Here is a 24,109-nt window from a genome sequence, read left to right as displayed (position 1 = left end):
GTCACACCCCCATCTCGGACTCGTACGCCCGCCGGTACCGGCGACGGGCGGCCGGGGCGAGACACACGTGCCAGGCCTGTCCCTCGTCGACCACGTTCACCTCGCCGGCGTCCTGGCGGGCCAGCAGCAGCCCGGCGAGCGCCGGGCGGGCGCCGAAGCGGTCGTACCACTCCAGTTCGACGTCGGCGGCCCAGCCGAGGCAGTGCCCGCTGGGCACCATCGCGGCGTACCCGAGGCGGCGCAGCCGGTACTGGTGCTCGGCGCTGCGGGCCAGGCTGGTCACCCAGAGCGGCGGCGTGCCGTCCGGCGCGACGGCCGTGAACTCCCGGGCCAGGTCGTTGAGGAACGCGATCATCTCGCGGCGGGCCCGGCGGAACAGCAGCCCGGCGGTACGCGGGGTGGCGTCCGGGCGCAGCCGTCGCCGCACCGCCCGCAGCCCGCGTCCCACCACTGTGGCGGGCTGTTCCTGGTAGCGGAACTCGATCAGGCCGCGGCGGCGCAGCCACTCCAGGTCGACCAGTTCGGTGCTGGTGCGGACCTGGTCGTCGGTGAGGAACGTCGGGCTGTCCCGCCACCAGAGCACGTCGACGCGGGAGAGCAGGTAGATGCGGACCAGCGCGGTGAGGTCCTGCGCCGAGCTGCGCGCGTTGGGCTGGTAGCGGGCCATCTCCAGCAGCAGCGTCTCCCGGGCGCCGATCAGGCCCTGCGGCGTGGCGTCGAGGACGGCGGCGATGGCCGGTTCGCGCAGCCGCTGGTCGAGCAGCACCTGGCGGGCGGTGGTGGACGGCGCGTCGGCGAGCGCGCCCACCTCGACCAGGAGTTCCGCCACCGCCGCCCGGTACGCGGACAGGTCCGGCTCGGTGCCGGCGCGCCGGCCACCGGCGGGCACCCGCCGGGCGGGAGCGGTGGACGTGACGGCGGGACCGGGCTGGCGACCGGGGCTGCGGCTGGGCACTCGCATGGTCTCCGTCCCCTCTCGGTCAGGACACGGCGTGATTGGGCCTGCACACACCGTAATGAGCCGAGAGGGCGGCAATCGCCCCATCTCCCCCGATGCGCCCGATCAGGTGGCGGACGGTGGCACCAGCGCCTGCACCTCCTCGTACGTGGGCGGTGCCGGCAGGCCCGCGTCGCGCCCGGCGCCGATCGCGTCGGTCAGGCGCAGCGCCGTTCCGAGGGCCGCCCGGAACAGCAGTGAGCCGGTGCTGACCCGGGCCACGCCGAGCCGTCCGAGGGCGGCCAGGTCCGGGCCGCCCGGCCGGTACAGCACGTTGAGCGGCAACCCCGCCTCGGCGGCGAGCACACCGACCAGTTCGTCGGGCGCGCCCGGCACGAACAGGCAGTCGGCCCCGGCGGCCCGGAACAGCGCCGCCCGCCGCCACGCCTCGTCCAGCGGCGACGGCACGCCCAGCCACCAGGCGTCGGTGCGGGCGTTGACGAAGATCTGCGGTACGGCGGCGCGGACCGCCGCGATCACGGCGGCGACGTGCTCCGCCGGGGCCAGGCGCCCGTCCGGGCGGCCGTCCTCCACGTTCACGCCGACCACGCCGAGCGCGGCCAGCTCGCCGACGAAGCGCGCCACCTCCGCCGGGTCGTCGTGGAAGCCGTCCTCGACGTCCACAGTCAGCAGCGCCGGCAGGTTCCGCAGCCGGTACGCCAGCTCCAGCGTCTCGGTGCGGGTGGCGCGGACCGCGTCCGGCCGCCCGGCCGCCGCCGCCACGCCCAGGCTCGTCGTGCCGATCGCCTGATGTCCCCGGGCGGCGAACGCCGCGGCGGAGGCGTGGTCCCAGGCGTTCGGCAGGAGCAGCGGTTCGCCGGGCCGGTGCAGGTCACGGAATGCGCGGTACCGGTCGGTCATCGCAGGATCACCTCGAGTCGGGTCGTCGGAACGTCAGGAGTCGGGCGGGCGGGACGGCAGCGGCGGCGCAGCACGCCGACCACGCCGGCGGCCAGGGCGAGCGCGTGCCGCTGCCCGGGGCAGCCGCGGGGACCGGCGCCGAACGTCAGCGCGGCGTTCGCCCGGCCGGCGCGGAAGCGGTCCGGCTCCGGGAAGGCCGCCGGGTCGCGGTTGGCGGCGTCGAACCGCAGCAGCAGCCGCTCCCCCGCGCGCACCGGTTGGCCGCCCAGGCTCAGCGGGTCGGCGGCGACCCGGCGGGTGACCCGTACCGGCGGGTCGAGGCGCAGCACCTCGGCGAGCAGCGCGTCGGTCCCGAGCCCGTCCGGCGCGGCGAGCCCGTGCCGGACGGCGGCCACGATCAGCCCGGCGGTGGCGTCGGCGGCCTGCACCAGCAGCCCGAGCCGGTTCGCTGTCACCTCGGCCGGAGCGGGCGGCGACATGGCCAGCAGCGCCGCCACCGCCCGGTCCGCCCGCCGCACCGCCGCCGGTTCGGCGCCCGGGTGGTAGGCGGCGGCCACCGCCGTCACCTCCGCGACGGCCGCCGCCGGGTCGGCCAGGCCGAGCCGCTCCGCCAGCACCACGAGGGGTACGCGCCGAGCCAGGTCACCGGTCACGTCCACCCGGTCACCGCCGTTGTCCCCGGTCGCGGCGCGGTCGAGGATCCGCCCGGTGAGCCGTTCCGCGGCCACACGCAGTTCCCGCGGGTCGAGGGCGTCGAGCGCCGCCACCCCGACGGCTCGCCGCGCGGCATGCCGGTCCGGCGGACTGAACCGGCTCACCGAGGCGCGCAGCCATGCCAGGCCACCCTCCGGCGCCTGCCCGGCGGGCGGCACCACGCAGCGGGGATCAGCCAGGACGGAGACGACGTCCGCGTACCGGGTGACCACCCAGCCGCCGTCGTCCGAGGTCGGCGGCCCGCAGGGCGGTGTGCCCGGAGCAGCCGTGATCGTCGGTGAATCCATCGTCCGACCGTAGGGCGCCGACAGTTCGGTCCGAACCGAACGATCCGGCCGGGCACATCCGGCGGCCCGGCGCGGGCGGGACGGGTGCCGCGGGGCACGGGCGGGTCAGGCGCGCGCCGGGCCGGTGTCGCGGGAGGCGGGCGGGGCCAGCAGCGCCGGGTCGACGGCGAGCGTCTCGGCCAGCGCGTCCCGCCCGGCGGCGGTGAGCCGTACCGCCCGGCCGGTGCCGCGCGCGGTCCAGCCGAGGTCGAGGAAGCGCCCGCACAGCGCCGCCCCGACCGCGCCGGCCAGGTGCGGGCGCCGTTCGGTCCAGTCCAGGCAGTCGCGGACCAGGGGTCGCCGGGTGGCGCGCAGCGGTTCGACGGGTACGCCGAGACGGTCCAGCCAGGTCATGCCGGCCCCGGTCAGCGCGAGGCCGCCGGTGCGGTCGAGGACGCCTCGGTCGAGCAGGGCGTCGTGCAGCAGCACGCCGAGCCGCCCGGCCAGGTGGTCGTAGCAGGTGCGGGCGTACGCCAGGGCGGCGCCGGCCGACGCGGCGCGCAACGTGCGGGGCGGGGTCGCCGGTGCGGGCGCCCGCGCGGCCAGGTCCTCGACGATCTGGGCGACGCCCGGGTCGGCGAGGCGGACGTACCGGTGGCGGCCCTGCCGCTGCTCGACGAGCAGGCCACCGGCGACCAGCCGGGTGAGGTGGTCACTCGCGGTGGACGCGGCGACCCCGGCGGCGCGGGCCAGTTCCCCGGCGGTCCAGGCGCGGCCGTCGAGCAGGGCCAGGCAGAAGCCGGCCCGGGTGGGGTCGGCGAGCAGCGCGGCGAACCCGGCGAGTCCGCGGCCGTCGGCACCGGTGGTCATCAGCCCATGCTGACACGGGCACGGTTCGGGCCGCGCCGAACGGTCAGGGGGTTCTTTACAGCACTCTCTCCAACGTTGTAGAAACGGTGGCACCGCACCTCCGTCTATCCCCGAGGGCAGGCCCGATGGGACACCTCCGCCGCGGTGGCGCGCTCGCCGCCGTACTCACGCTTCTGCTCGCCGGCGCGGCCCCCGCGTCCGCCGCCGGGCCCGACCGCTACCGCAACCCGGTCTCCGCCGGGTTCGCCGACACCTTCGCCGACCCGGTCGTGGTGCGCGGCGACGACGGACTCTGGTACGCCTTCGGCACCTCCGACCCGCTGCGCGAGGGCGAGGGCCGCACGCATCGCGTGCCGATCGCCCGCTCCGCCGACCTGGTCGACTGGACCTACGCCGGCGACGCGTTCGCCCCGGACCAGCGGCCCGCCTACGCCGCTCCCGGCGCCGCATTCTGGGCGCCGGACGTGCGGCGGGTGGCCGGCCGGTGGGTGATGTACGTGACGGTCACCGACACAGGCGTCTCCGACGACACGTTCGACACCGCGGTCGGCGTGGCCACCGCGCCGAGCCCGGCCGGGCCGTGGACGTTCGCCGACACACCCGTGGTCGCGCCGCGACCGGGCGCCGGCGGCGGTTACCTGTGGACGATCGACCCCAGCCAGCTCACCGGCGCCGACGGCCGCCACTGGCTCTACTACGGCAGCTACTACGGCGGCATCTCGGTCACCGAGCTGTCCCCGGACGGGCTGCGCGCGGTCGGCACGCCCACGCCCGTCGCTATCGACAACAAGTTCGAGGGCGCGTACGTGCTGCGCCGCGACGGCTGGTACTACCTGTTCGCGTCCACCGCGAACTGCTGCGCCGGCCCGGCCACCGGCTACTCCGTCCAGGTCGGCCGGTCCCGTGACCCGCGCGGCCCGTTCACCGACCGCGACGGGCAGCGCCTCGACGTCTCCCGGGCCGGCGGCACGCCGGTGCTCACGCAGAACGGCAACCGCTGGATCGGCACCGGGCACAACGCGGTGCTCACCGACCTGTCCGGGCAGGACTGGATCGCCTACCACGCGATCGACCGCGCCGACCCGTACCTGGACGAGCCGTTCGGCGTCAACGAGCGGCCGATGCTGCTGGACCGGCTCGACTGGATCGGCGGATGGCCCACTGTGAACGCGGGCGCCGGCCCCTCCGACACCGCCCGGCCCGCGCCGGTCACCACCGGCCCGGTCGACGCCCGCTTCGCCACCGCCGACCTGCGCGGCTGGCGGGCCGGGCACGGCCGCTGGCAGGCCACCGGCGGGGTGCTGACCGGCAGCGGCACGCTCACCTCGCGTACCCGGATCGGCGGTGACCTGCGCGCGGAGACCGACCTGCGGCTGACCGGCGCGGCCACCGCCGGGCTGCGGCTGGGTGGCGTGGACGTCCGCGTCGGGCGCGGCCGGCTGAGTGCGGGCGGCGCGACCACCGTGCTGCCCGCCGGCCTCGACCTGGGCGACCGGCACAATCTCGCCATCGAGGTACGCGGGCGGCAGCTCGTCGCCACGCTCAGCCCGTCCCGCCTCGGCGACCCGGTCGCCCAGGTGTCGCTGCGGCTGCCTCGCCCCGGCACCGGTGAGGTGTCAGTGCGCGCCGAGGGCGGCCCGGCCGAGTTCGACAACGTCAGCGCCGTCCGGCTGTACCGTCCGGCGCGGCACACAGTCCCCGACCTCCGGGTCGGTCCGGTGCTGCGCGGCTACTCCGACGAGTTCACCGGCGGGCTCGACCCGGCGTGGCGGTGGGTACGCCAGGACCCGGCCGCCACCGTGTCCGGCGGCGCGCTGCGCTGGCCGGTGCAGGACGCCGACCTGTCCGGGACCGGCAACACCGCAGGGGTGCTGCTGCGCGACGCCCCGGCCGGGAACTACGTCGCCGAGACCAAGGTGACGCTCGACCTGGGCGAGGACAGCGTGCGCAACTACCAGCAGGCGGGCCTGGTCGCGTACGTCGACGACGACCGGTTCGCCCGGCTGACCCAGGTGGCCATCTGGAACACCCGTCAGGTCGAGTACGGCTACGAGCTGCCGTTCGCCGGTCAGCCGGTGTACGGCGGCAGCATCGTCGGCACCCCCGGCACCACCACCTGGCTGCGGCTGGCCCACCGGGTCGACCCGGTCAACGGCGAGCACGAGTTCCGGGCCGGGTCCAGCCGCGACGGCAAGCACTGGACGTGGGGCGCGGTGTGGACGTTCCCGGCGGACACGACACCGCGGATCGGGCTGGTGGCGCACGGCGGGGCCACACCAGCGGTGACCGCCGAGTTCGACTACCTGCGCTTCCACCGCTGACGTCCGGGGCCGTCCCCTCCCCGGGGGGCGGCCCCGCTCAGCCGCCGGAACGAGGGCAGGCGGTGGTCAGCTCGCTGACGGTGCGGGTGTCGCCGTCGTAGCTGCGCGCCGCCACGAACGCCCCGGCCGGCGGATGTGCCCCGGCGACCGCCCGGGCCCGGCGCCGGTCCGCCGCGCCGAACCGCAGCGCCAGGCTCAGGTGCGGCACCCACCGGCCGGGCTGGTGCCACGAGTGCCCGCCGGACGCCTCGGCGAGCACGTCCCAGACCGCGCCGTGCAGCGCGACGAGCTGCGGGGTCGGGCGGACCAGCCACACCAGTGGCGCGCTGCCGTCGAGCACCGTCACCCGGCCCAGCCGCACCGGCAGCGGCAGCGCCGCGTCGCAGAGGTCGGCCAGGCGCTGCTCGACGCCGGGCGGGAACTCCTCGACCGAGGCGAGCGTCAGGTGCGGCCGGTTCGTCGGGTGCGTGTTGCGGGCCAGGCTGGGCAGCCCGGCGGCGGCGAGCCGGTCCCAGGCGGCGCGAACCGCCGCTTCCAGTTCGGGCGAGCAGAGCAGTTCGACCGTCCGCACGTGATCAGGCTAGTCGGCGTCAGCCGCCCGCGACGCCCCGTACGTCAGAGCCAGCCGGCCTCGCGCGCCCGCCGTACCGCCTCCGCCCGGTCGGCGGCGCCGAGCTTCTGCACGCAGGCGCTGAGATGGTTGCGGACCGTTCCGGCGGCCAGATGGGTCCGCCGGGCGATCACCGCGACCGGCGTGCCCAGCTCGGCCAGCCGCAGCGTCTCCAGCTCGCGCGGCGTCAGCGGGCACTCCGGCAGGGTGAGCGCGTCGGCCGCGAGCGCGGGATCGACGTAACGCGCCCCGGAGTGCACCCGGCGGATCACGTCGGCCAGCGCGCCGCCGGGGGCGCCCTTGGCGAGGAACCCGCGTACCCCGGCGGTGAGCGCCGGCCGGAGCTGGGCGGGCCGGCCGTGTCCGGTGAGGATCACCGGCGCGCAGCCGGGCAGCGCCCGGGTCAGCTCGGCGGCGACCTCGACGCCTCCGGGCGGCGGCATCTCCAGGTCGAGCACGGCGACGTCGGGGCGGTGGGCAAGCGCCGCGTCCAGGGCGCTGCGCCCGTCGCGGGCGTGCGCGACCACCTCGATGTCCGGTTCCAGGTCGAGCAGTGCGGCCAGGGCGAGCCGGATCAGCTCCTCGTCGTCGGCCAGCAGCACCCGGATCACGGCGTCACCGGCACCGTCGCCACCAGGCTGAACACGCCGTCGGCGGCATCGGCCCGAACCCGTCCGCCGGCCGGGGCGAGCCGGTCGGCCAGGCCGCGCAGGCCGCCGCTGAGCCGGTCCGGTCCGGCGTCGTCGCGGACACCGTCGTTGCGTACGGTCAGCGTCACCACGCCGTCCTCCCGGGTGATCTCGATCCGGCACCAGCCGGCCCGGCTGTGCCGCAGCACGTTCGTCCCGGCCTCGCGCAGCACGGCGGCCAGGTCGGCGGCGACCGCCGCGGGCACCTCACCGACGGGCGGGACCACTGTCGTGCGGACCCCGCTGGAGCGCAGCACCTCCCCCACCGCCGCGGCCTGCTCGGCCAGGTCGACGGCGCGGTAGCCGTGCACCGCCGCCCGGACCCGGGTCAGCGCCGAGCCGGCCAGCCGCCGGGCCTCGGCCGCCTCCCGGGCGGCCCGGCCGGCGTCGCGCGGCGCCAGCCGCTCCGCCAGCTCGGCCTTGAGCGCGATCACCGTCAGGTCGTGGCCGAGCAGATCGTGGACGTCCCGGGCGAAGCGCAGCCGTTCCTCGGCGGCGGCGAGGCGCGCCTGGGCGGCCTGCCCCTGCCAGGCCTCGACGAGCAGGTCCCAGAACCAGACCTGGACCCAGGTGAGCGCGGCGATCCCGGCGCCCACCACGCCGGTGACCAGCAGCGCCGTGGTCACCGGCCCGCCCGTCGACCAGGTGACGACGGCCGACACCGCGAGGACGCCGGCCGCCGCCACCACCGCGACGACGGGCCGGAACAGCAGCGGCGTCATGCCGACCAGGGACGCGCCCAGCCACGCCCAGGTGGGCCAGGTTCCGGCCGCGACCGGGCCGAGCAGCGGCAGGCTGAGCAGCGCCGCCGCGATCAGCGCGGCGTGCCGGCGACGACGGGCCGGTACGGGCAGCCACGGCGTGACCGCGGCGTGCAGCACCGCGATCTGGGCGACCGCGAATCCGAGCAGCCCGGCGGCGCCCAGCGCGACGCGTACCGGGTCGGGCTCGCGGGCCAGGCCGACGACGGGCAGCAGCACCGTGGTCCACACGTTCGTGGCCAGCGACAGCAGGGTGACCCGCCGGACCCGGCGCAGCCGGTGGTCGGCGGAATCGACTGTCATGCCCGCCGATCCTAGGGCGTGCGGCGCCCCGCCCACCCCTGAGAAACGTCACGGCCGGACCGTGCGATCCGCACGGTTTCCCGATGACTGACGCGTCTTCTCCGGTGCGCCGGGCGGCGGCAGGGTCGGGGCATGACGGAGATGACTGTGGGCGTACCCCGGCGGTGGGCCGGGTGGGCGCGGACCCGGCACCTGGCCGGGATGGTGGTGGCGATGGTGGCCGGGATGGTGCTGCTCGGGCCGCTGTGGCAGGTGGGCGGGAACCTGCTGGGGGGTGCGGCGGTGCTGGCGCGGCCGGACGTGGCCGCGCTGGTGATGGCGACGAACATGGCGGCGGGCATGGCCGCGTGGATGTGGTACCGGGGGGACGGCCGGGCCGCCACCGCGGAGATGTCGGCGGCCATGTACGTGCCGTTCCTGCTGCTGCTCCCGCCCTGGTGGGCCGGGTGGGTCGGGGACGACACGCTGCTGCTCGGCGGTCACCTGCTGATGGTGCCGGCGATGCTGCTGGTGGCGCTGCGGCACCGGCACACGCCCGCCGCGCCGCCGCGCCGGCACCCGGTCGCCGCGGCCGTGGCGCGCGGGTGGCCCGCCGGGCTGGGGCTGCTCATGACGGTGGACATGTGGTTCGCGCCCAGCGTCTTCGCGCCGTGGACGCTGCTGGTCCTGCCGGCCGGCTACCTGCTGATCGGCACCTGGCGGCGGCAGTGGGGCGACCGGCGCGCGCTGGCGGCGCAGCTCGCCGGGGCGGCCGTGTGGGGCGGCCTGGCGGTCGTGGCGATGATCGCGTCCGCCGACGTCGCCGGGGTGCTCGTCGGGGTGGGCTGGCTCGTCCACGCGGCCTGGGACGGCTGGTACCACCGCACCGGCGCTGTGGTACCGCGCGGGTACGCGCTGTGGTGCGCGGTGTTCGACGTCGGAGTGGGCCTCACCACGCTGCTGGCCGTCCTGTCCCGGTGATCCGGCGGGGGCACGGGGCCACGCCGGATCACCCGGAGGGGACGGCACACAGGTGGCGCGGCGAACGTTTGACCCGGTCGCCGCGACCGCCGCGCGGCGGTGATGAAAAGCTTGTCGCATGAACGCCGCACCGACCCCGACCGACCCCGCCCTTCCCGCCGACGCCGAGGACGGCATCGCCTTCGCCGATCTCGGGCTGCGCACCGAGTTGCTGGGCGCGCTGTCCGCGCTCGGTTACGAGGAACCGACGCCGATCCAGCGGGAGGCCATCCCCCCGTTGCTGGCCGGGCAGGATCTGCTGGGCCAGGCGGCGACCGGTACGGGCAAGACCGCCGCGTTCGCGCTGCCGCTGTTGCAGCGGATGCCGGTGGGGCGGGCCGAGGGCGACCCGGTGTCGTTGGTGCTGGTGCCGACGCGGGAGCTGGCCGTGCAGGTCTCCGAGGCGTTCCACCGCTACGGCAAGGACCTGGGCGCCCGGGTGCTGCCGATCTACGGCGGGCAGCCGATCGGCCGGCAGCTGCGTGCGCTCGACCACGGGGTGGACGTGGTGGTGGCGACGCCGGGCCGGGCGCTGGACCACATCGCCCGGGGCACGCTGCGGTTGGGCGCGCTGAGCACGGTGGTGCTGGACGAGGCGGACGAGATGCTCGACATGGGCTTCGCCGAGGACATCGAGGCGATCCTGGAGCACGCCCCGGCCGGCCGGCAGACGGTGCTGTTCTCGGCCACCATGCCGGCCCGGATCGACGGGCTGGCCCGGCAGCACCTGACCGACCCGGTCCGCATCCGGATCGAGCGGGAGCGGCCGGTCGCCGGGGAGGCGCCCCGGGTGCGGCAGAGCGCGTACATCGTGGCCCGGGCGCACAAGCCGGCCGCGCTGGGCCGGGTGCTGGACGTGGAGTCGCCCACCGCGGCGATCGTGTTCTGCCGCAGCCGGGAGGAGGTGGACCGGCTCACCGAGACGATGAACGGCCGGGGCTACCGGGCCGAGGCGCTGCACGGCGGGATGAGCCAGGAGCAGCGGGACCGGGTGATGGGCCGGCTGCGCGCCGGTACGGCGGACCTGCTGGTCGCCACCGATGTGGCCGCCCGTGGCCTGGACGTCGAGCAGCTCACCCACGTGGTCAACTACGACGTGCCGTCCGCCCCGGAGTCGTACGTGCACCGGATCGGGCGGGTCGGCCGGGCCGGGCGGGAGGGTGTGGCGATCACGCTCGCCGAGCCGCGTGAGCACCGGATGCTCAAGACCATCGAGCGGGTCACCGGCCAGCGGATCGCCATCGACAAGATCCCCACTGTCGCGGACATGCGTACCCGGCGGCTGGAGCTGACCCAGGGCGCGCTGCGGGAGAGCCTGCTGGAGGACGACCTCGACCCGTACCGGGCGATCGTGGAGTCGCTCACCGACGAGTTCGACCTGGTCGAGGTGGCGCTGGCGGCGGTGAAGCTGGCGCACGAGGCGACGTCGCCGGGCTCGGACGACGAGGAGGAGATCCCGCAGGTGCCGGTCCGGGGTCCGCGCGAGGGCCGCCCGGAGGCCGGCGGGCGGGGTGAGCGCCGGGGTCCGGCGCGCCCGCGTACCGGCGGCACCACCCAGGTCTTCATCGGTCTGGGCCGCCGGGCCGGGGTACGGCCGCAGGACCTGGTGGGCGCGATCACCGGGGAGACCCGGATCAGTGGCCGGGACATCGGCTCGATCGAGATCGCCGACCGGTTCTCCCTGGTCGAGGTGCCGCAGGCGGTCGCCGACGAGATCATCGCGGGGCTGCGCGGCACCACCATCAAGGGCCGCAAGGCGACGGTACGCCGGGACCGGGACGGCGACGGGCCGGGCGAGCGCCGCGACCGGGGGTACGAGCGGCGCGACCGCCGCTGAGCGCGGGCGGACACGACGACGCCCCGGCCACCGTGCGTACGGTGACCGGGGCGTCGGCCGTCAGGCGGCGGCGAGCGCCGGCCCGTCCAGCGCCTGGGTGCCGAGTTCGGCCGGGCGCAGGGCCAGCGCGAGCACGTCCGCCACGTCGGACAGGGTGTGCACGGTCAGCGCCTCCCGCACCTGCGCCGGCAGGTCGTCCAGGTCCGGCTCGTTGCGCTTCGGGATGATCACCTCGGTGAGACCGGCCCGGTGCGCGGCGAGCAGTTTCTGCTTCACCCCGCCGATCGGCAGCACCCGGCCGGAGAGCGTCACCTCGCCGGTCATCCCGAACTCCGGCCGCACCGGACGCCCGGTCACCAGGGAGGCCAGCGCGGTCACCATGGTGATGCCGGCGCTCGGGCCGTCCTTCGGTACCGCGCCCGCCGGGACGTGCAGGTGGATCCGCCGCCCGGCCAGCGCGTTCGGGTCCAGCCCGTAGCGCCGCCCGTTCGACCGCAGGTACGACCACGCGATGTGCGCGGACTCCTTCATCACGTCGCCGAGCTGGCCGGTCAGCGTCAGCCCGGGTTCACCCTCCATCGTGGTGGCCTCGATGAACAGCACGTCACCACCGGCGCCGGTGACCGCGAGTCCGGTCGCCACGCCGGGTACTGCGGTGCGTTCGGCCGACTCCGGGGTGAACTTGGGCCGGCCCAGGTAGCGGGCCAGGTTGCCGGCGTCGACGTGCACCGGCGCGGAGTCCGTGGCGAGCGCGACCGCGACCTTGCGCAAGATCTTGGCGAGAGCGCGTTCGAGCTGCCGGACGCCGGCCTCCCGGGTGTACTCACCAGCGATCAGCGCCAGCGCCTCGTCGGCGACGCTCACCTCCTCGCCGGTCAGCCCGGCCCGCTCCCGCTGCCGGGGCAGCAGGTGGTCCCGGGCGATGGCGACCTTCTCGTCCTCGGTGTAGCCGTCCAGCGCGACCAGCTCCATCCGGTCCAGCAGCGGGCCGGGGATCGCCTCCACCACGTTGGCGGTGGCGAGGAACAGCACGTCGGACAGGTCGAGGTCGACCTCCAGGTAGTGGTCGCGGAACGTGTGGTTCTGCGCCGGGTCGAGCACCTCCAGCAGGGCCGCCGCCGGGTCGCCGGAGTAGCCGGCGGCCAGCTTGTCGACCTCGTCGAGCAGCACGACCGGGTTCATCGAGCCGGCCTCGCGCAGCGCCCGCACGATCCGGCCGGGCAGCGCGCCGACGTAGGTGCGCCGGTGGCCGCGGATCTCCGCCTCGTCCCGGACACCGCCGAGGGAGACGCGGACGAAGTTGCGGCCCAGCGCCCGGGCGACCGACTCGCCGAGGCTGGTCTTGCCGACACCGGGCGGGCCGGCCAGGGCCAGCACCGCGCCGGAGCCGCGTCCGCCGACGACGCCGAGGTTGCGCTCCGCGCGCCGGTTGCGCACCGCGAGGTACTCCAGGATGCGGTCCTTCACGTCGGCCAGGCCGGCGTGGTCGGCGTCCAGCACGGCCCGGGCCGCGGCCAGGTCGGTGTCGTCCTGGGTACGCGTGCTCCAGGGCATCTCCAGGACGGTGTCCAGCCAGGTACGGATCCAGCCCGCCTCGGGTGAGGCGTCACTGGCCCGCTCCAGCTTGCCGACCTCACGAAGCGCCGCCTCACGGACCTTCTCCGGCAGGTCGGCGGACTCCACCCGGGAGCGGTAGTCGGCGGAGCCGTCCGGCTCGTCCTCGCCGAGTTCCTTGCGGATCGCGGCGAGCTGCTGGCGGAGCAGGAACTCCCGCTGGGACTTCTCCAGCCCCTCGCGGACGTCGCTGTTGATCTGCTCGGTGACCTCCTGCTCGGCCAGGTGTTCCTTCACCCAGCCGACGAGCAGTTCCAGCCGGGCGGTGACGTCCGGCGCGGCGAGCAGTTCGGTCTTCTGGGTCAGGCTGAGCCAGGGCGCGTAGCCGGCCGAGTCGGCCAGCTCGGACAGGTCGGTCATCCGCTCCATCGCGTCGATCACCTGCCAGGCGCCGCGCTGCTGCAGCACCGAGGTCATGAGCGCGCGGTACTCGCGGGCGAGTTCCCGGGCGCGGCCCGCCGGTGCGGGTTCGTCGAGTGTGGCCGCCTCCACCCAGAGCGCGGCGCCGGGACCGGGCACGCCGGAGCCGATGCGGGCGCGGGTGAGACCGCGGACGACCGCCGCCGGTTCGCCGCTGGGCAGCCGGCCCACCTTCTCGATCGTTGCGACCACGCCGACGGAGCCGTACTCGCCGTCGATGCGGGGCACGGCCAGGAGTTCCTTGTCGCCGGTGGCGCGGGCCGCGTCGACAGCGGCCTGGGTGGTCGGGTCGAGGGTCACCGGGACGACCATCCCGGGCAGCAGGACGGCGTCGGTCAGAGGAAGTACCGGAAGAGTTGCCATCGAACACCTGCCATCACATTGGTTGAGCGTGTCTGGCTCAAGTAACAAAACGTTCCCCTTGTTCCGGGTTGTGACCCACGCCACTACGAAGCGCCGCGTTCCCGCGCTCCGCACCCAATGGCGGCACCCTTTACCGCGACCCGCCGAATGGAAACAGTCGGCTATTGTTGCGGAATTACCGCGCGGTAGGTCAAACTCTTAGCCACACCCCGCCCGACACAGGGAGTAATGGCGATGGCAAGGAAAGTAATCACCGTTCTGACCGACGACCTCGACGGCGGAAAGGCCGATCGGACCGTCGAGTTCAGCCTGGACGGCGTGGCGTACACGATCGACGTCTCCGACGAGAACGCGGGCGTCCTGCGCAAGGCGCTGGATCCGTACATCAGCGCTGGCAGGCGAATCGGCCGGGGAGCGACCGAGGTCGCCCGCGGCGCCCGTCGCACCGCCCGGCCGAGCACCTCGGGAATGGACCGCGAGCAGAACCGCGCCATCCGGGAATGGGCCGCCAAGAACGGGTTCGAGATTTCCGAGCGCGGACGCATCCCGGTGTCGGTGGTCGAGGCGTACAAGAACCGCTGACCGCCACCGGTTCACCGTCGGGCATCCCGGGGTCACGCTGAGAAATCGGCGGGGCCCCGATCGGCTTTCTACGGTCAGCGCTTTTCATCCGGCCGGATACCGCCGGCACGAAATTTCTTCCGGGATCACCTTCCACCGTGCACGTACGCGGGAACGGCAGCGGCCGCCCGGAGGAGTCCCCCGGACGGCCGCTGCCGTTCGCCCGCTCAGTTGACCCGGATGCGCACCACGTCGATGGCGGGAGTCTGGTTGGCCCGCTCCATCATCGGGATGCGGTGCGAGCCGTCACCGGCCCAGACCGCGCACTGCGCCACGCCCGACTGCGCCAGGCCCGGAATCTGGATCAGCACGTCGTCCGGCTGGTTGCCGCCCCGCCCGTCCTCGGTGGCCACGAAGAAGGCCGGCACGTCCTGCGGGTTCGGAGGCTGCCGGGTGCTGCCGAGCATGCGGCAGGCGGTGTGGAAGTGGCCGCGCACCAGGCCCTGGCCGTTGAGCAGCGAGCTCTCCAGGTAGTAGCCGCCCTGGCCGGCGGCGAGGAAGCGGTCCCGCACCAGGTTCTTGGTGGTGACCCGGAGGGTGAACGGCTGGTTGCGCCGCACCTGGTTCGGGAACTGCGTGATCAGCAGCGACGGGTTGTTCGCCGCGGCGCCCACCTCACCGAACGCGGTGCTCACGCACCGGTTGCCGTTCTGGAAGCCGTCGTGGGCCTGGAGCTGGCTGCCGGAGCAGTCCTTGGCGAGCACGTTCAGGCCGTTGCCGCCACCGTTGTTCTGGCCGCCGCCGTTGTTGTTCCCGCCGCCGTTGTTCCCGCCGTTCTGACCGCCGTTGTTGTTGCCGCCGTTCTGGCCCCCGTTGTTGTTGCCGCCGTTCTGACCGCCGTTGTTGTTCCCGCCGTTCTGGCCGCCGTTCTGCGGGGTGTCGGTCACCGCGCACTGGGCGAGCTGGTCCAGGCCCTGCGGGCGCTGGGCGACCCGGCCGATGGCGGTGGCGATCCGGTTGAGCGCCGCGGTCCGCTTGTCCGCGAGCGGACGCAGGATCGCGTTGTTGATGAACTCGCCGCCGTTGCGGCCCTCCGCCGCGAGCCGCCGGTTCGCGTCGGCGATCTGCGACTCCAGCAGCGCCAGGGTGCGGTCCACCTCGGCGCGGGCCTGACCGGGCACCTGCGGCAGCCGGCCCCGGACGTCCGGGCAGGCCACGGTCGGGGTGCCGGCGCCCGCGCCGCCCGCGTTGGTCTGCTGGCACTCGGCCGGCGACATCTGCCCGTCGCCCCAGTGGTTGCGGACCCAGCGGCCGTTCTGCCACGTACGGGTGGTGCTGCCCTGGCCGTCCGGGGCGGTCGCCCCGGGGCTCGCGGGCACGCAGGACGCCGAGGCGGCGCGGGTGGTCGTCCGCCGGTCCTGGGCGGACGAGATCTGGGTGACGGCGACGATGCCGCCGAAGACCGCGAGCGTGCCGACAACCGCCAGCATCCGCTTGCTCCGCGCGTTACCGGATGACCGGCGCGCCCGTGTGGACCTGCGCATCGAATTGCTCTCCTTCACGATCCGGTAGTTGACTGGTGATCCCGGCGGACCGACGAATTCGGGGTGTGAGATCACTGCGACGCTCAGTCGCGCGTCAATGGCCGACGATGCCCTTTCCGCACCGTCTCCGCGCCGTCCGGGCGCGGCGGGGAAGATCTGCGTCCATTCCCGATGAGGTACGGAGCGCCGTCGGCGAAGGTTCAACCGGAGATCGGAAAAAAATCGAAAAGTCGCCGTCCTCGCCGGCGAGGACGGACGGCTCAGTCGGCGCAGAGGTGATCGAAGGCGAACCCGCCGTCGAAGGAGTCCCGCCGGGCGGCCAGCGCGCGTACCCGCCGGAGAAGCTCGTCGCGGTCCAGCAGGGACGGCGCGGCGCCGTGGAGGTCACGCAACCGCTCCCCCAGCGCCACAGCCGCCAGGTCCTCGGCGAGCCGCCCCGGGTCGACGCCGCAGGAGAAACCGCGCGAGGTCAGCCGTACCCGCTCCAGCAGGCAACGGCCGGGCCGTACCTCGGCCCAGGCCCAGCCCTCCGCCGGACCGTCGGTCCAGCGCACGTGCAGGCCGCGCACGATCGGGTCGGCGATCCGGCCCGCCACGTACGCCTCGACCGCCTCGACCCGGGCCAGCGCGCCCAGGTCGTTCACCGGTCCGCGCCGGCCGTCCGGCAGCCGGCCGATGATGTCCCGGAAGCCGACCGTGTCACCGCCGTCCGGGTCGGTGCCGTCGGCGTAGGCCCGCGCGTCCAGCACGTACTCGACGAACCGGCGGACCTGCTCCGCGCCGCCCAGCGTCGGCGACTCGACGCGCACCAGCGGCAGGCCGACGGCGACGCAGACCGCGTCGGTCAGCCGTTCGGACCGTCGCGCGGCCGATCCGTCGGGGGCGGGCACGGTGAACCGCACCGCGAAACGCGGCAGTCCGGTGTCGGCCGCGCAGACCACCAGGTCGAGCGACGCCCGCCCGGCGGTGCTCCACTGGCTGCCGGTGACCCCGGGCGGGCGGCCCTGCACCAGGTCGCCGAGCCGCCGCCCGGTGTGGCCGAGGTGGCCGGCACGGACCAGGGACGGCGCGGCGCCGGGCGGGATCGGCCGCAGCCAGGAGGCGGTCACGCTGCCTGTGCTCGTCATCTCGCCCCGATCCCCCTCGTCCGGTCGACGCCCGAGTGTAGGCCGTGCGGCACGACCGGTCCGGCCGACCGGTGCGCTACCGCGCCCGTCCCTCTAGGCTCTGCCCGTGCCCAGCGGACGGACCCCGGAACAGTTCACCAAACGCAGTCTCGTCACCGTCTCCCACGCCATCGAACGCGCGGCGCTCGCCGAGGCCGAGGACGGCCCTCTCGTCGTGCTCGCGCTGTTCCAGCGGCTGCCGTACTTCGCCCGGGAGCGCGAGGTCTACCGGCGCATCGCCGGCCGCGCCGCCGTGACGGTGGTGGCGATGGTCGACGGACCGCCGCCCGACCTGCCGGACGGTACCTACGGCGTGGCGCTGGACGAGGCGGAGGCGCTTGCCCGGGAGTGGACGGTGGTGGCGCTGAGCCCGCGTTTCGGCGCCACACTCGTCGCGCACGACCGGGCCGAGGTGGCGCCCGCGCCGACGCTGGAGTCCGGCCGGCTGTTCGAGGGACGCTGGGGCTTCCGCCGCGACGAGGCGCTGCACGAGGCGATCCGGCTGCGCGAACAGCTCGCCGAGCGGCTGCCCGCCGCGGCGCGTACCGCGCTGGACGAGGCGATCGCCCGGGTGCGGGACATCCCGGCCGGGCCCGGCGAACCGCGTGCCGAGGCGGCGCTGCGGCTGCTGGCCCGCCGCGGCGACCGGAACAACCAGCCGGTCGAGCCGGCCGAGACGATGCTGGACGAGCCCGGCCTGGCCCGGTGGTCCGGCGCGGACGGGGTGACCGCCTCCGGCACGCTGCCGGTGGCGCTGGTCGGCCTGCGGGTGGACGCGCCGCCCGGCTCGCCGGAACGCTTCGGCCGCCGCGGCGTCGCCCGCGAGGGACACGCCGTGCTCACCGCGATCACCGCCGTGCTGCGGCCGGTCGACCGCGCGCTGCGCGTCACCGAGAACGAGTTCCAGCTCCTCCTGCCCGGGCTCGACGAACCGGCCGCGCTGGAGGTGGTACGCCGGCTGCACGACGCGATCGGCGCGTTGGCCCGGTCGTACCCGTTCATGGCGTACACAGTGCACGCGGCGGTCGGGGTGACCACCCGGCGGCCGCTGCCCACCGCGGACCTGCGCGCCGCAGTCGACTGGGCGGTACGCAAGGGCCTGCCGGTGGCGGGCCTGCCGCCGGAGACCGCCGACGCCGTGACCGCGGCGGCCCGCTGACCGGCGGTCCGGCTCAAGGAGAGGAGACGCGGTGCGGGTGGTGTCGCTGGTGCCGTCGCTGACCGAGGCGGTCGCGGCCACCCGCCCGGAGGTGCTGGTCGGCGCGACCGACTGGTGCACCCACCCGGCCGGGCTGGACGTCGCCCGGGTCGGCGGGACGAAGTACCCGGACCTGGACCAGGTGCTCGCCCTGGAGCCGGACCTGGTGCTGCTCAACGAGGAGGAGAACCGGCTGGCCGACGCCGAGGCGCTGCGCGCGGCCGGGGTGCCGGTCCGGGTCACCTTCCCGCGTACCGTGCCGGAGGCCCTCGACCAGCTCGGTGAGCTGGTGGTCGCGCTCGGCGCGCCGGCCGAGCCGCAGTGGCTCCGGGAGGCCCGCCACGCCTGGGCCGCGCTGCCCGCGCCGGGACGCGTCCGCACCGCCGTGGTGCCGGTGTGGCGACGGCCGTGGGTGGTGCTGGGGCGGGACACGTTCGCCGGGGACGTGCTGGCCCGGCTCGGTGTGCGCAACGGCTGGGCCGACGACGCGGAACGCTATCCCCGGCCGAGCCTGGACGAGCTGCGCGCCCGGGCGCCGGAACTGGTGGTGCTGCCCGACGAGCCGTACCGGTTCACCGCCGACGACGGGCCGGAGGCGTTCCCCGGTGTGCCGGCGGCGCTGGTGTCCGGCCGGCACCTCACCTGGTACGGGCCGTCGCTGGCCGAGGCCCCCGCGCTGCTGGCCGCCCAGCTCGCCACCGAGGGCCCCACCTGACCGGCGGGGCCCGGGTGGCGGCGCTCAGGCGACCGGGGTGGCGTGCACCGGGTCCAGCTCCATCAGCGTGGTGTCGTCCACGTCGTACCCGATCGCGTTGTGCACCGCGACCACGCCCGCGACCTGGGCGGCGAGACGGCCGGCCAGCTCGACGGCGCTACGCCGGTCCAGCCGCCCGTCCATGGTGACCTCGCCGCCGCGGACCTGGACCGTGACCAGGCCGTCGCGCACCGACAGCACCCGCCGCAGCACCTCGTGCACGACCTCCTCGCGGATCTCCGCGTCGGAACGCAGGTGCACGCGCAGCAGGTCACCGCGGGTGACGATGCCGGCGAGCCGGCCCAGGTCGTCCAGCACCGGGAGCCGCTTGACGGCCTCGTGGTCCATCAGCCGGGCGGTCGCCGCGAGCGACGCCCGCTCGTGGGTGGTGACCGCGGGCGCGGTCATCAGGTCCCGGGCGACGAGCGCGCCCGCCTTCTCCCGCGCGGTACGGCGGCGCCGTCCCTCGAAGACCCGCCGCTCGTCCGGGTGACCGGACCGCTCCACCTTGTGCAGCAGGTCCGCCTCGGAGATCACCCCGAGCACCCGGCGGAACGAGTCCACCACCGGCACACCGCTGATCCGCTGCCGCACCAGCACGTCGACGACCTCGCGGTACGGGGTCTCCTCCGTCACCGTGGCGACATCCCTGGTCATCACGTCGGTAACCTGCCACGTCCTCATCACGACCTCCTCGTGCCGGGTCTCCACCTGCGACGGTAGGCCGGCGGCGTACGGCCTGGTCAGGGGCGGCGGACCGGCTGCGAGGGGCCGACCGGACCGGGTACGGACGGGACCAATGACCCGGTCACGAGGGCACCTCTCGGCCCTGCTCCCGGGCGCCGCGCGGCGGTGGAATGAATGTGCCACCGGGAAGCGCGGTGCGAGGCACAGGAAGGGACGTGGAGACCATGACCGCGACAATCGAGCGGACCCCCGCCGTCAAGCGGACCCCCGCCGCCACCATCGCTCCGGCGGCGCACACCGAGACCACCCGCCAGAAGGCCACCCGGTACGTCTGGGCCGGGCTGCGGCTCGCCCTGGGCTGGGTGTTCCTCTGGGCCTTCCTCGACAAGATGTTCGGCCTCGGCCACGAGACCCCGGCGAAGAACGCCTGGATCAACGGCGGCAGCCCCACCAAGGGCTTCCTCGGACACGCCGTCGAGGGACCGTTCGCGGGCATCTACCAGAACCTGGCCGGCGCGGCCTGGGCGGACTGGCTGTTCATGGTCGGCCTGCTCGGCATCGGTGTCGCCCTGATGCTCGGCATCGGCATCCGGGTCGCCGCCGTCGCGGGCGGTCTGCTCCTGGTCCTGATGTGGACGGCCGTGCTGCCCCCGGCGAACAACCCCTTCATGGACGACCACCTCATCTACGCGGGCCTGCTGGCCGGCCTGGCCCTGGTGGGCGCCGGCAACACCCTCGGCCTCGGCCGGGCCTGGGCGAGGCTCCCCCTGGTCCAGCGTCTCCCCTGGCTGAAGTGACCAGCTCGCCCCGGGGCGGGCGTCGCCGACAGGCGACGCCCGCCTCTTTCGTGTCCCCGCCACGCCGGTGTGCGGGGACCGGCGCGTATCGGCCGGTCGCGATCCGGCAGGATCGACTGTGACCACACCGTCAGCACCGAGGAGACCCGCTCATGGACAAGCCCCAGATCGGCCCGATCGAGGGCGCGCCGCCCGCCGATCTGGTCGTCGAGGACATCACCGTCGGCGACGGCCCGGAGGCCCGCGCGGGCCAGCTGGTGAGCGTGCACTACGTGGGCGTGGCCCACTCGAACGGCCGCGAGTTCGACGCCTCGTGGAACCGGGGTGAGACGTTCGAGTTCCCGCTCGGCGGCGGCCAGGTCATCGCCGGCTGGGACCAGGGCGTCGTGGGCATGAAGGTGGGCGGCCGGCGCAAGCTCACCATCCCGCCGCACCTGGGCTACGGCGCCCGGGGCGCGGGCGGCGTCATCAAGCCGAACGAGACGCTCGTCTTCGTGGTGGACCTGCTCGGCGTGCGCTGAGCGCAACGCCGTTCACATCGGGCCGTCGGCTTCCGCGCCGGCGGCCCGGCGTGCGCCCGGGCTGCGTGCGTCCCCGCGTGCGCTCGGGCCGCCGGCCGTTCAGGCCGCGCAGGCCATCAGCTCGTGGGCGCGGCCGGACGGATCCTGGGCGCGGCCGGGCAGGTCCGGCGCGCGGCCGGGCAGGTCCGGCGCGCGGCCGGGCAGGTCCTGGGCGCGGCCGGGCAGGTCCTGGGCGCGGTCGGAGCAGCGCACCGGGAGCACGCGGTGCAGGCCGGTCACCCGCAGCACCCGGGCCACCACCGGGTCGGGGTCGGTGAGCACCAGCTCGCCGCCGCGGGCCCGCACCCGCAGGTGGGTGGCGACGAGCGCGCGGACTCCGGCGGCGGAGAGCAGCCGCACACCGGACAGGTCGACCCGCAGCACCGGCCGGGCCGGCGCCGCCCAGAGCGCCGCCCGGAACGCCGTCACGGAGGCGATGTCGATCTCGCCGACCGGGCGCAGCTCGACCACGTGATCGTGCACGTCCGTCACCACGTGGAAGCGCTCACCGCTGTGTACCATGCGGCCAAACCTACCCGGGCCCACCGACATTTCCGGACCTCGCGGCAGGGGTTCCGGGTAGTGTCCGGGAACCGACCCCGAGCCGTCTCAGGGTCATCCCGCAACCGCCACGCCACGTCGCGCGGGAAACGGCGAAACGCCGTCGGGGGCTGCCCAGCGCGACGCCGCCGGGCCACAATGAGCCGATGGTCGTCCCCCGTCCGCGAGCCCCACTGCTGATCCGGCCGGTCCGCGAGCCGGCGACGGTGCCGCCGCCGCTCACCGGCCCCTGGTCGCCCGCTGACACCCGGCTCGACCGGGCCGACCTGCTGCCGCTGCCGGCCGGCGGCCACGGCCCGGAGGACGTGGTGGTCGACGGCGACGGCCGGGTGGTCAGCGGCGACGAGGACGGCCGGCTCTGGTGGTGGCCGGCCGACTCCCCGCCCGGCACGCCGCCCACGCTGCTGGCCGAGACCGGCGGACGGCCGCTGGGCATCGAGCGGGATCCGGTCGACGGCGGGCTGCTGGTCTGCGACGCCTACCGAGGGTTGCTGCGGGTCGACCCGGCCGGCCGGGTGCACGAGCTGACCGGGACCGCGCCGCCGGTGCACTTGGCCGACAACGCGGCGGTGGGGCGCGACGGCACCGTCTACTTCACCGACTCGTCCGACCGGTTCCCGCTCTCGCACTGGAAACGCGACCTGCTGGAGCATCGGCCCAACGGGCGGGTCCTCGCGTACGACAGGCGCACCGGGCGCACCGACGTGGTCGCGGAGGGGCTCTACTTCCCCAACGGGCTCGCGCTCACCCCGGACGAGTCGGCGCTGATGCTCGCCGAGACCGCCACCCACCGGCTGCTGCGGGTCGACCTGCCCAGCGGGCGGGCCACGGTGCTCACCGACCTGCCCGCGTACCCGGACAACATATCCGGCGTCGGCGACGGCACCTACTGGGTCGCGTTGCCCAGCCCGCGGCTGCGGGCCATGGAACGGCTGCTGCCGCATCCCCGGGTGCGGCAGATCGTGGCCCTGCTGCCCGGCGCGGTGCAGCCGCAGCCGCGCCGCTACGGGCTGGTCGCGCTGGTCGACGGCGACGGCCGGGTGCTGCGCACGCTGCACGGCCCGAGCGGGGCGTACCCGATGGTCACCGGTGTGCGGCAGCGCGGCCGCCACCTCTGGCTGGGCAGCCTGACCGCCACCGGGGTGGCCCGCGTCGGCCTGGACTGAGCGCGACGGGGGCCGGCCCGCGCGGACGCGGGCCGGCCCCGTGGCCGTTCCTCCCCAGGTTCAGCCGCCGCTGTTGCTCCGCGAGGGGGCCGGGGCCGGTGACGACCCGCCGGCCACCGCGCCCGGGTGCGGCGTGGTGCTCTGCGTGGGCTTCAGCCCCGCCGGTACGGGCAGCGCGCTGCCCTTGGCGAACTCGTCCCAGCCGACGTTCCAGGCGGTGAATCCGTTGCCCTGGTCGAGCTTCACCTCGGTGCCCTTGACCGTCACCAGGTCACCGACCTGCGTGAAGCCCATCAGCCAGTCCGCGGCGGTGGCCGAGACGTTGGTGCAGCCGTGCGAGACGTTCGTGCTGCCCTGGTCGCCCTCCGACCACGGCGCCGAGTGGATGAACTCGCCGCCCCAGGTCAGCCGCTGGGCGTCGTCCACGTCGACCACGTAGCCACCGTTGGGCTCACCGCGGGTGTCGAACGTGGTGTGCTCGTGCTTCTCCATGATCACCATGTTGCCGCTCGACGTCGGCGTGCTCGGCTTGCCGAGGCTGACCGGGATCCTCTTGACCACCTTGCCGTCCTGGTAGACGGTCATCTGCTTGGCCTCGTTGTCGATGTCGAGCGTCACCTGCCGGCCGACCTTGGCGCTCGCGACCCGGTCGGAGTCACCGATCGCCTCCTTGCCGATGGGCAGACCCTGCAACGCGCTGCGCACGCTGATCTTCGTGCCCGGCTTCCACCGGTCCGGCGCCCGGTACTCGGCCTGCTTGCCGTCGGCCACCCACGACCAGGTGCCCGGCTGCGGCGGGTCGGTCTTCACGAACAGCCGGCGCTGGACGTCCGCGCGCGCCTCCTTCGGAATCGGCGGGTCGAATCCGAGCACGACCGGCATCGCCGTCCCGTACGTCTGATTCGGCCGGAAATACAATTCGCTGGTGACTGCCGGTTTGGTGGATTTGGCCATTGTCGTGAACGTCGTCTTCTGCGTGGCGGTCCTGCCCGAATCGCCGGTCGCGGTCACCTCCGCGGTGTACGTCCGGGAATTGGCGAGCGGCCGGTCCGGCACCCAGCCGGAGCCGTCCTCACGCGGCTGGGCCGGCACCGCGTTGCCCTTGTCGTCGGTCAGCTTGACGGCTGTCACCTTGCCGTTGCTGACCTTCGTCCCCACCTCCGCGCTGATCGGCACGTCCCGGGTGCGGTCGGCCGGCGTCACGGCGACCGACGGCGGCGCGGCCTCGGCCCGCTTCGTCACCGACTTCGGGCCGGCGGTACACGCGCCGACCGCCAGCGGCGCGGCTGCGACGGTCATCGCGAAAAGCGTCAGTCGGCGCCTCGCAAACATATTTCGCCCCCCATTTCCGAACCCTCTCGCCCACATTCTGTAGGCCTGGGATCGCGCCGTGGCACCTTCGGCGGAATTGCTCGGAAACAGCTGCGCGAATTGTGCCGGACAGGTAATTCCCGTCCCCGGTTGCGCCCCACGCGCCCTCCGCCCGGTTC

At 75.0% G+C, this 24,109-nt stretch carries 22 protein-coding genes; 9 read left to right on the top strand and 13 right to left on the bottom strand.

The features are described 5' to 3' along the window. Position 1: 1 nt before the first annotated feature. From ABD52_RS18985 to ABD52_RS18970, 4 genes are all read right to left on the bottom strand, one after another. Positions 2–961 carry a hypothetical protein gene (locus tag ABD52_RS18985; protein WP_013476610.1) on the bottom strand — a complete coding sequence of 320 codons (960 nt, stop codon included), beginning with the start codon at positions 959–961 and terminating at the stop codon, positions 2–4. A 102-nt stretch (positions 962–1,063) separates the two neighbouring features. Next, entirely contained in the window at positions 1,064–1,858 is a 795-nt protein-coding gene (locus tag ABD52_RS18980) for an isocitrate lyase/phosphoenolpyruvate mutase family protein (RefSeq protein ID WP_047892694.1), read from the bottom strand. Further along, the gene (locus tag ABD52_RS18975; protein WP_235437495.1) at positions 1,855–2,859 is read right to left on the bottom strand and encodes a cytochrome P450; all 1,005 of its coding nucleotides are present in this window, start codon (positions 2,857–2,859) and stop codon (positions 1,855–1,857) included. The genes ABD52_RS18980 and ABD52_RS18975 overlap by 4 nt, the downstream gene beginning before the upstream one ends. 105 nt (positions 2,860–2,964) lie before the next feature. Then, positions 2,965–3,708, bottom strand: coding sequence for a helix-turn-helix transcriptional regulator (locus ABD52_RS18970; protein WP_047892692.1), 744 nt, complete (start codon positions 3,706–3,708; stop codon positions 2,965–2,967). Between the two features lie 125 nt (positions 3,709–3,833). On the opposite strand from ABD52_RS18970, the gene ABD52_RS18965 reads away from it, so the two are divergent. Further along, positions 3,834–6,029: a family 43 glycosylhydrolase gene (locus ABD52_RS18965; protein WP_047892691.1), complete on the top strand. Its 2,196-nt coding sequence runs from the start codon at positions 3,834–3,836 to the stop codon at positions 6,027–6,029. Between the two features lie 37 nt (positions 6,030–6,066). Here the strand turns inward: ABD52_RS18965 and ABD52_RS18960 are convergent, their stop codons facing one another. The 3 genes from ABD52_RS18960 to ABD52_RS18950 are packed head-to-tail and all read right to left on the bottom strand — an operon-like array spanning position 6,067 to position 8,392. Further along, positions 6,067–6,600, bottom strand: a complete 534-nt coding sequence (locus ABD52_RS18960) for a 2'-5' RNA ligase family protein (RefSeq protein ID WP_047892690.1) — start codon at positions 6,598–6,600, stop codon at positions 6,067–6,069. Between the two features lie 44 nt (positions 6,601–6,644). Then, the gene (locus tag ABD52_RS18955) at positions 6,645–7,250 is read right to left on the bottom strand and encodes a response regulator transcription factor (RefSeq protein ID WP_013286580.1); all 606 of its coding nucleotides are present in this window, start codon (positions 7,248–7,250) and stop codon (positions 6,645–6,647) included. Beyond that, positions 7,247–8,392, bottom strand: a complete 1,146-nt coding sequence (locus ABD52_RS18950) for a sensor histidine kinase (RefSeq protein WP_047892689.1) — start codon at positions 8,390–8,392, stop codon at positions 7,247–7,249. The genes ABD52_RS18955 and ABD52_RS18950 overlap by 4 nt, the downstream gene beginning before the upstream one ends. Positions 8,393–8,524: 132 nt before the next feature. Here ABD52_RS18950 and ABD52_RS18945 point away from each other — a divergent pair, with 132 nt between their 5' ends. Both ABD52_RS18945 and ABD52_RS18940 read left to right on the top strand, forming a co-directional pair. Next, complete coding sequence (locus tag ABD52_RS18945; RefSeq protein WP_030272540.1) at positions 8,525–9,352, top strand: hypothetical protein; 828 nt, start codon at positions 8,525–8,527, stop codon at positions 9,350–9,352. Positions 9,353–9,470: 118 nt separating this feature from the next. After that, positions 9,471–11,228 (top strand): DEAD/DEAH box helicase, encoded by a 1,758-nt coding sequence (locus ABD52_RS18940; RefSeq protein WP_047892688.1) that lies wholly within the window; start codon positions 9,471–9,473, stop codon positions 11,226–11,228. A gap of 60 nt (positions 11,229–11,288) precedes the next feature. On the opposite strand, the gene lon is transcribed toward ABD52_RS18940, so the two are convergent. Next, complete coding sequence (gene lon / locus ABD52_RS18935) at positions 11,289–13,625, bottom strand: endopeptidase La (protein WP_047892687.1); 2,337 nt, start codon at positions 13,623–13,625, stop codon at positions 11,289–11,291. Between the two features lie 234 nt (positions 13,626–13,859). Here lon and ABD52_RS18930 point away from each other — a divergent pair, with 234 nt between their 5' ends. Further along, entirely contained in the window at positions 13,860–14,207 is a 348-nt protein-coding gene (locus ABD52_RS18930; protein WP_013286585.1) for an Lsr2 family protein, read from the top strand. A gap of 206 nt (positions 14,208–14,413) precedes the next feature. Here the strand turns inward: ABD52_RS18930 and ABD52_RS18925 are convergent, their stop codons facing one another. Continuing rightward, on the bottom strand, positions 14,414–15,676 hold the full coding sequence (locus ABD52_RS18925; protein ID WP_036311104.1) for a hypothetical protein: 1,263 nt from the start codon (positions 15,674–15,676) through the stop codon (positions 14,414–14,416). Between the two features lie 314 nt (positions 15,677–15,990). Further along, entirely contained in the window at positions 15,991–16,857 is an 867-nt protein-coding gene (locus ABD52_RS18920) for a DUF2726 domain-containing protein (RefSeq protein WP_047892686.1), read from the bottom strand. A gap of 106 nt (positions 16,858–16,963) precedes the next feature. On the opposite strand from ABD52_RS18920, the gene ABD52_RS18915 reads away from it, so the two are divergent. Continuing rightward, complete coding sequence (locus ABD52_RS18915) at positions 16,964–18,055, top strand: DICT sensory domain-containing protein (protein ID WP_047892685.1); 1,092 nt, start codon at positions 16,964–16,966, stop codon at positions 18,053–18,055. 31 nt (positions 18,056–18,086) lie between these two features. Then, complete coding sequence (locus tag ABD52_RS18910) at positions 18,087–18,809, top strand: helical backbone metal receptor (protein ID WP_047892684.1); 723 nt, start codon at positions 18,087–18,089, stop codon at positions 18,807–18,809. Between the two features lie 24 nt (positions 18,810–18,833). Here the strand turns inward: ABD52_RS18910 and ABD52_RS18905 are convergent, their stop codons facing one another. Continuing rightward, positions 18,834–19,532 (bottom strand): CBS domain-containing protein, encoded by a 699-nt coding sequence (locus tag ABD52_RS18905; protein ID WP_013286590.1) that lies wholly within the window; start codon positions 19,530–19,532, stop codon positions 18,834–18,836. A 227-nt stretch (positions 19,533–19,759) separates the two neighbouring features. Here ABD52_RS18905 and ABD52_RS18900 point away from each other — a divergent pair, with 227 nt between their 5' ends. Both ABD52_RS18900 and ABD52_RS18895 read left to right on the top strand, forming a co-directional pair. Next, a complete protein-coding gene (locus ABD52_RS18900; RefSeq protein WP_013286591.1) occupies positions 19,760–20,332 on the top strand; it encodes a DoxX family protein in 573 nt (190 codons plus the stop codon). 152 nt (positions 20,333–20,484) lie between these two features. Further along, positions 20,485–20,853, top strand: coding sequence for an FKBP-type peptidyl-prolyl cis-trans isomerase (locus tag ABD52_RS18895; protein ID WP_013286592.1), 369 nt, complete (start codon positions 20,485–20,487; stop codon positions 20,851–20,853). A 99-nt stretch (positions 20,854–20,952) separates the two neighbouring features. On the opposite strand, the gene ABD52_RS18890 is transcribed toward ABD52_RS18895, so the two are convergent. After that, positions 20,953–21,414, bottom strand: coding sequence for an STAS domain-containing protein (locus tag ABD52_RS18890; RefSeq protein ID WP_047892683.1), 462 nt, complete (start codon positions 21,412–21,414; stop codon positions 20,953–20,955). A gap of 185 nt (positions 21,415–21,599) precedes the next feature. Here ABD52_RS18890 and ABD52_RS18885 point away from each other — a divergent pair, with 185 nt between their 5' ends. Beyond that, positions 21,600–22,619, top strand: a complete 1,020-nt coding sequence (locus tag ABD52_RS18885; RefSeq protein WP_053065416.1) for an SMP-30/gluconolactonase/LRE family protein — start codon at positions 21,600–21,602, stop codon at positions 22,617–22,619. A gap of 60 nt (positions 22,620–22,679) precedes the next feature. On the opposite strand, the gene ABD52_RS18880 is transcribed toward ABD52_RS18885, so the two are convergent. Further along, positions 22,680–23,951, bottom strand: coding sequence for an Ig-like domain-containing protein (locus ABD52_RS18880; protein ID WP_047892682.1), 1,272 nt, complete (start codon positions 23,949–23,951; stop codon positions 22,680–22,682). Between the last annotated feature and the right edge of the window lie 158 nt (positions 23,952–24,109).

The sequence above is a fragment of the Micromonospora sp. RV43 genome (assembly GCF_001029515.1).
GTDB lineage: Bacteria > Actinomycetota > Actinomycetes > Mycobacteriales > Micromonosporaceae > Micromonospora > Micromonospora aurantiaca.
Note: the sequence above shows the minus strand (reverse complement) of the source record. Positions and strands in the feature narration are given on the sequence as shown.

Bases quoted from the DNA above. Each gene is read 5' to 3' on its own strand.
- ABD52_RS18970 (WP_047892692.1), bottom strand. From the start codon at position 3,708: ATGACCACCGGTGCCGACGGCCGCGGACTCGCCGGGTTCGCCGCGCTG.
- ABD52_RS18890 (WP_047892683.1), bottom strand. From the start codon at position 21,414: ATGGTACACAGCGGTGAGCGCTTCCACGTGGTGACGGACGTGCACGAT.
- ABD52_RS18965 (WP_047892691.1), top strand. From the start codon at position 3,834: ATGGGACACCTCCGCCGCGGTGGCGCGCTCGCCGCCGTACTCACGCTT.
- ABD52_RS18940 (WP_047892688.1), top strand. From the start codon at position 9,471: ATGAACGCCGCACCGACCCCGACCGACCCCGCCCTTCCCGCCGACGCC.
- ABD52_RS18920 (WP_047892686.1), bottom strand. From the start codon at position 16,857: ATGACGAGCACAGGCAGCGTGACCGCCTCCTGGCTGCGGCCGATCCCG.
- ABD52_RS18880 (WP_047892682.1), bottom strand. From the start codon at position 23,951: ATGTTTGCGAGGCGCCGACTGACGCTTTTCGCGATGACCGTCGCAGCC.
- ABD52_RS18925 (WP_036311104.1), bottom strand. From the start codon at position 15,676: ATGCTGGCGGTTGTCGGCACGCTCGCGGTCTTCGGCGGCATCGTCGCC.
- lon (WP_047892687.1), bottom strand. From the start codon at position 13,625: ATGGCAACTCTTCCGGTACTTCCTCTGACCGACGCCGTCCTGCTGCCC.
- ABD52_RS18980 (WP_047892694.1), bottom strand. From the start codon at position 1,858: ATGACCGACCGGTACCGCGCATTCCGTGACCTGCACCGGCCCGGCGAA.
- ABD52_RS18985 (WP_013476610.1), bottom strand. From the start codon at position 961: ATGCGAGTGCCCAGCCGCAGCCCCGGTCGCCAGCCCGGTCCCGCCGTC.
- ABD52_RS18905 (WP_013286590.1), bottom strand. From the start codon at position 19,532: ATGAGGACGTGGCAGGTTACCGACGTGATGACCAGGGATGTCGCCACG.
- ABD52_RS18930 (WP_013286585.1), top strand. From the start codon at position 13,860: ATGGCAAGGAAAGTAATCACCGTTCTGACCGACGACCTCGACGGCGGA.
- ABD52_RS18975 (WP_235437495.1), bottom strand. From the start codon at position 2,859: ATGGATTCACCGACGATCACGGCTGCTCCGGGCACACCGCCCTGCGGG.
- ABD52_RS18900 (WP_013286591.1), top strand. From the start codon at position 19,760: ATGACCGCGACAATCGAGCGGACCCCCGCCGTCAAGCGGACCCCCGCC.
- ABD52_RS18885 (WP_053065416.1), top strand. From the start codon at position 21,600: ATGGTCGTCCCCCGTCCGCGAGCCCCACTGCTGATCCGGCCGGTCCGC.
- ABD52_RS18895 (WP_013286592.1), top strand. From the start codon at position 20,485: ATGGACAAGCCCCAGATCGGCCCGATCGAGGGCGCGCCGCCCGCCGAT.
- ABD52_RS18950 (WP_047892689.1), bottom strand. From the start codon at position 8,392: ATGACAGTCGATTCCGCCGACCACCGGCTGCGCCGGGTCCGGCGGGTC.
- ABD52_RS18945 (WP_030272540.1), top strand. From the start codon at position 8,525: ATGACGGAGATGACTGTGGGCGTACCCCGGCGGTGGGCCGGGTGGGCG.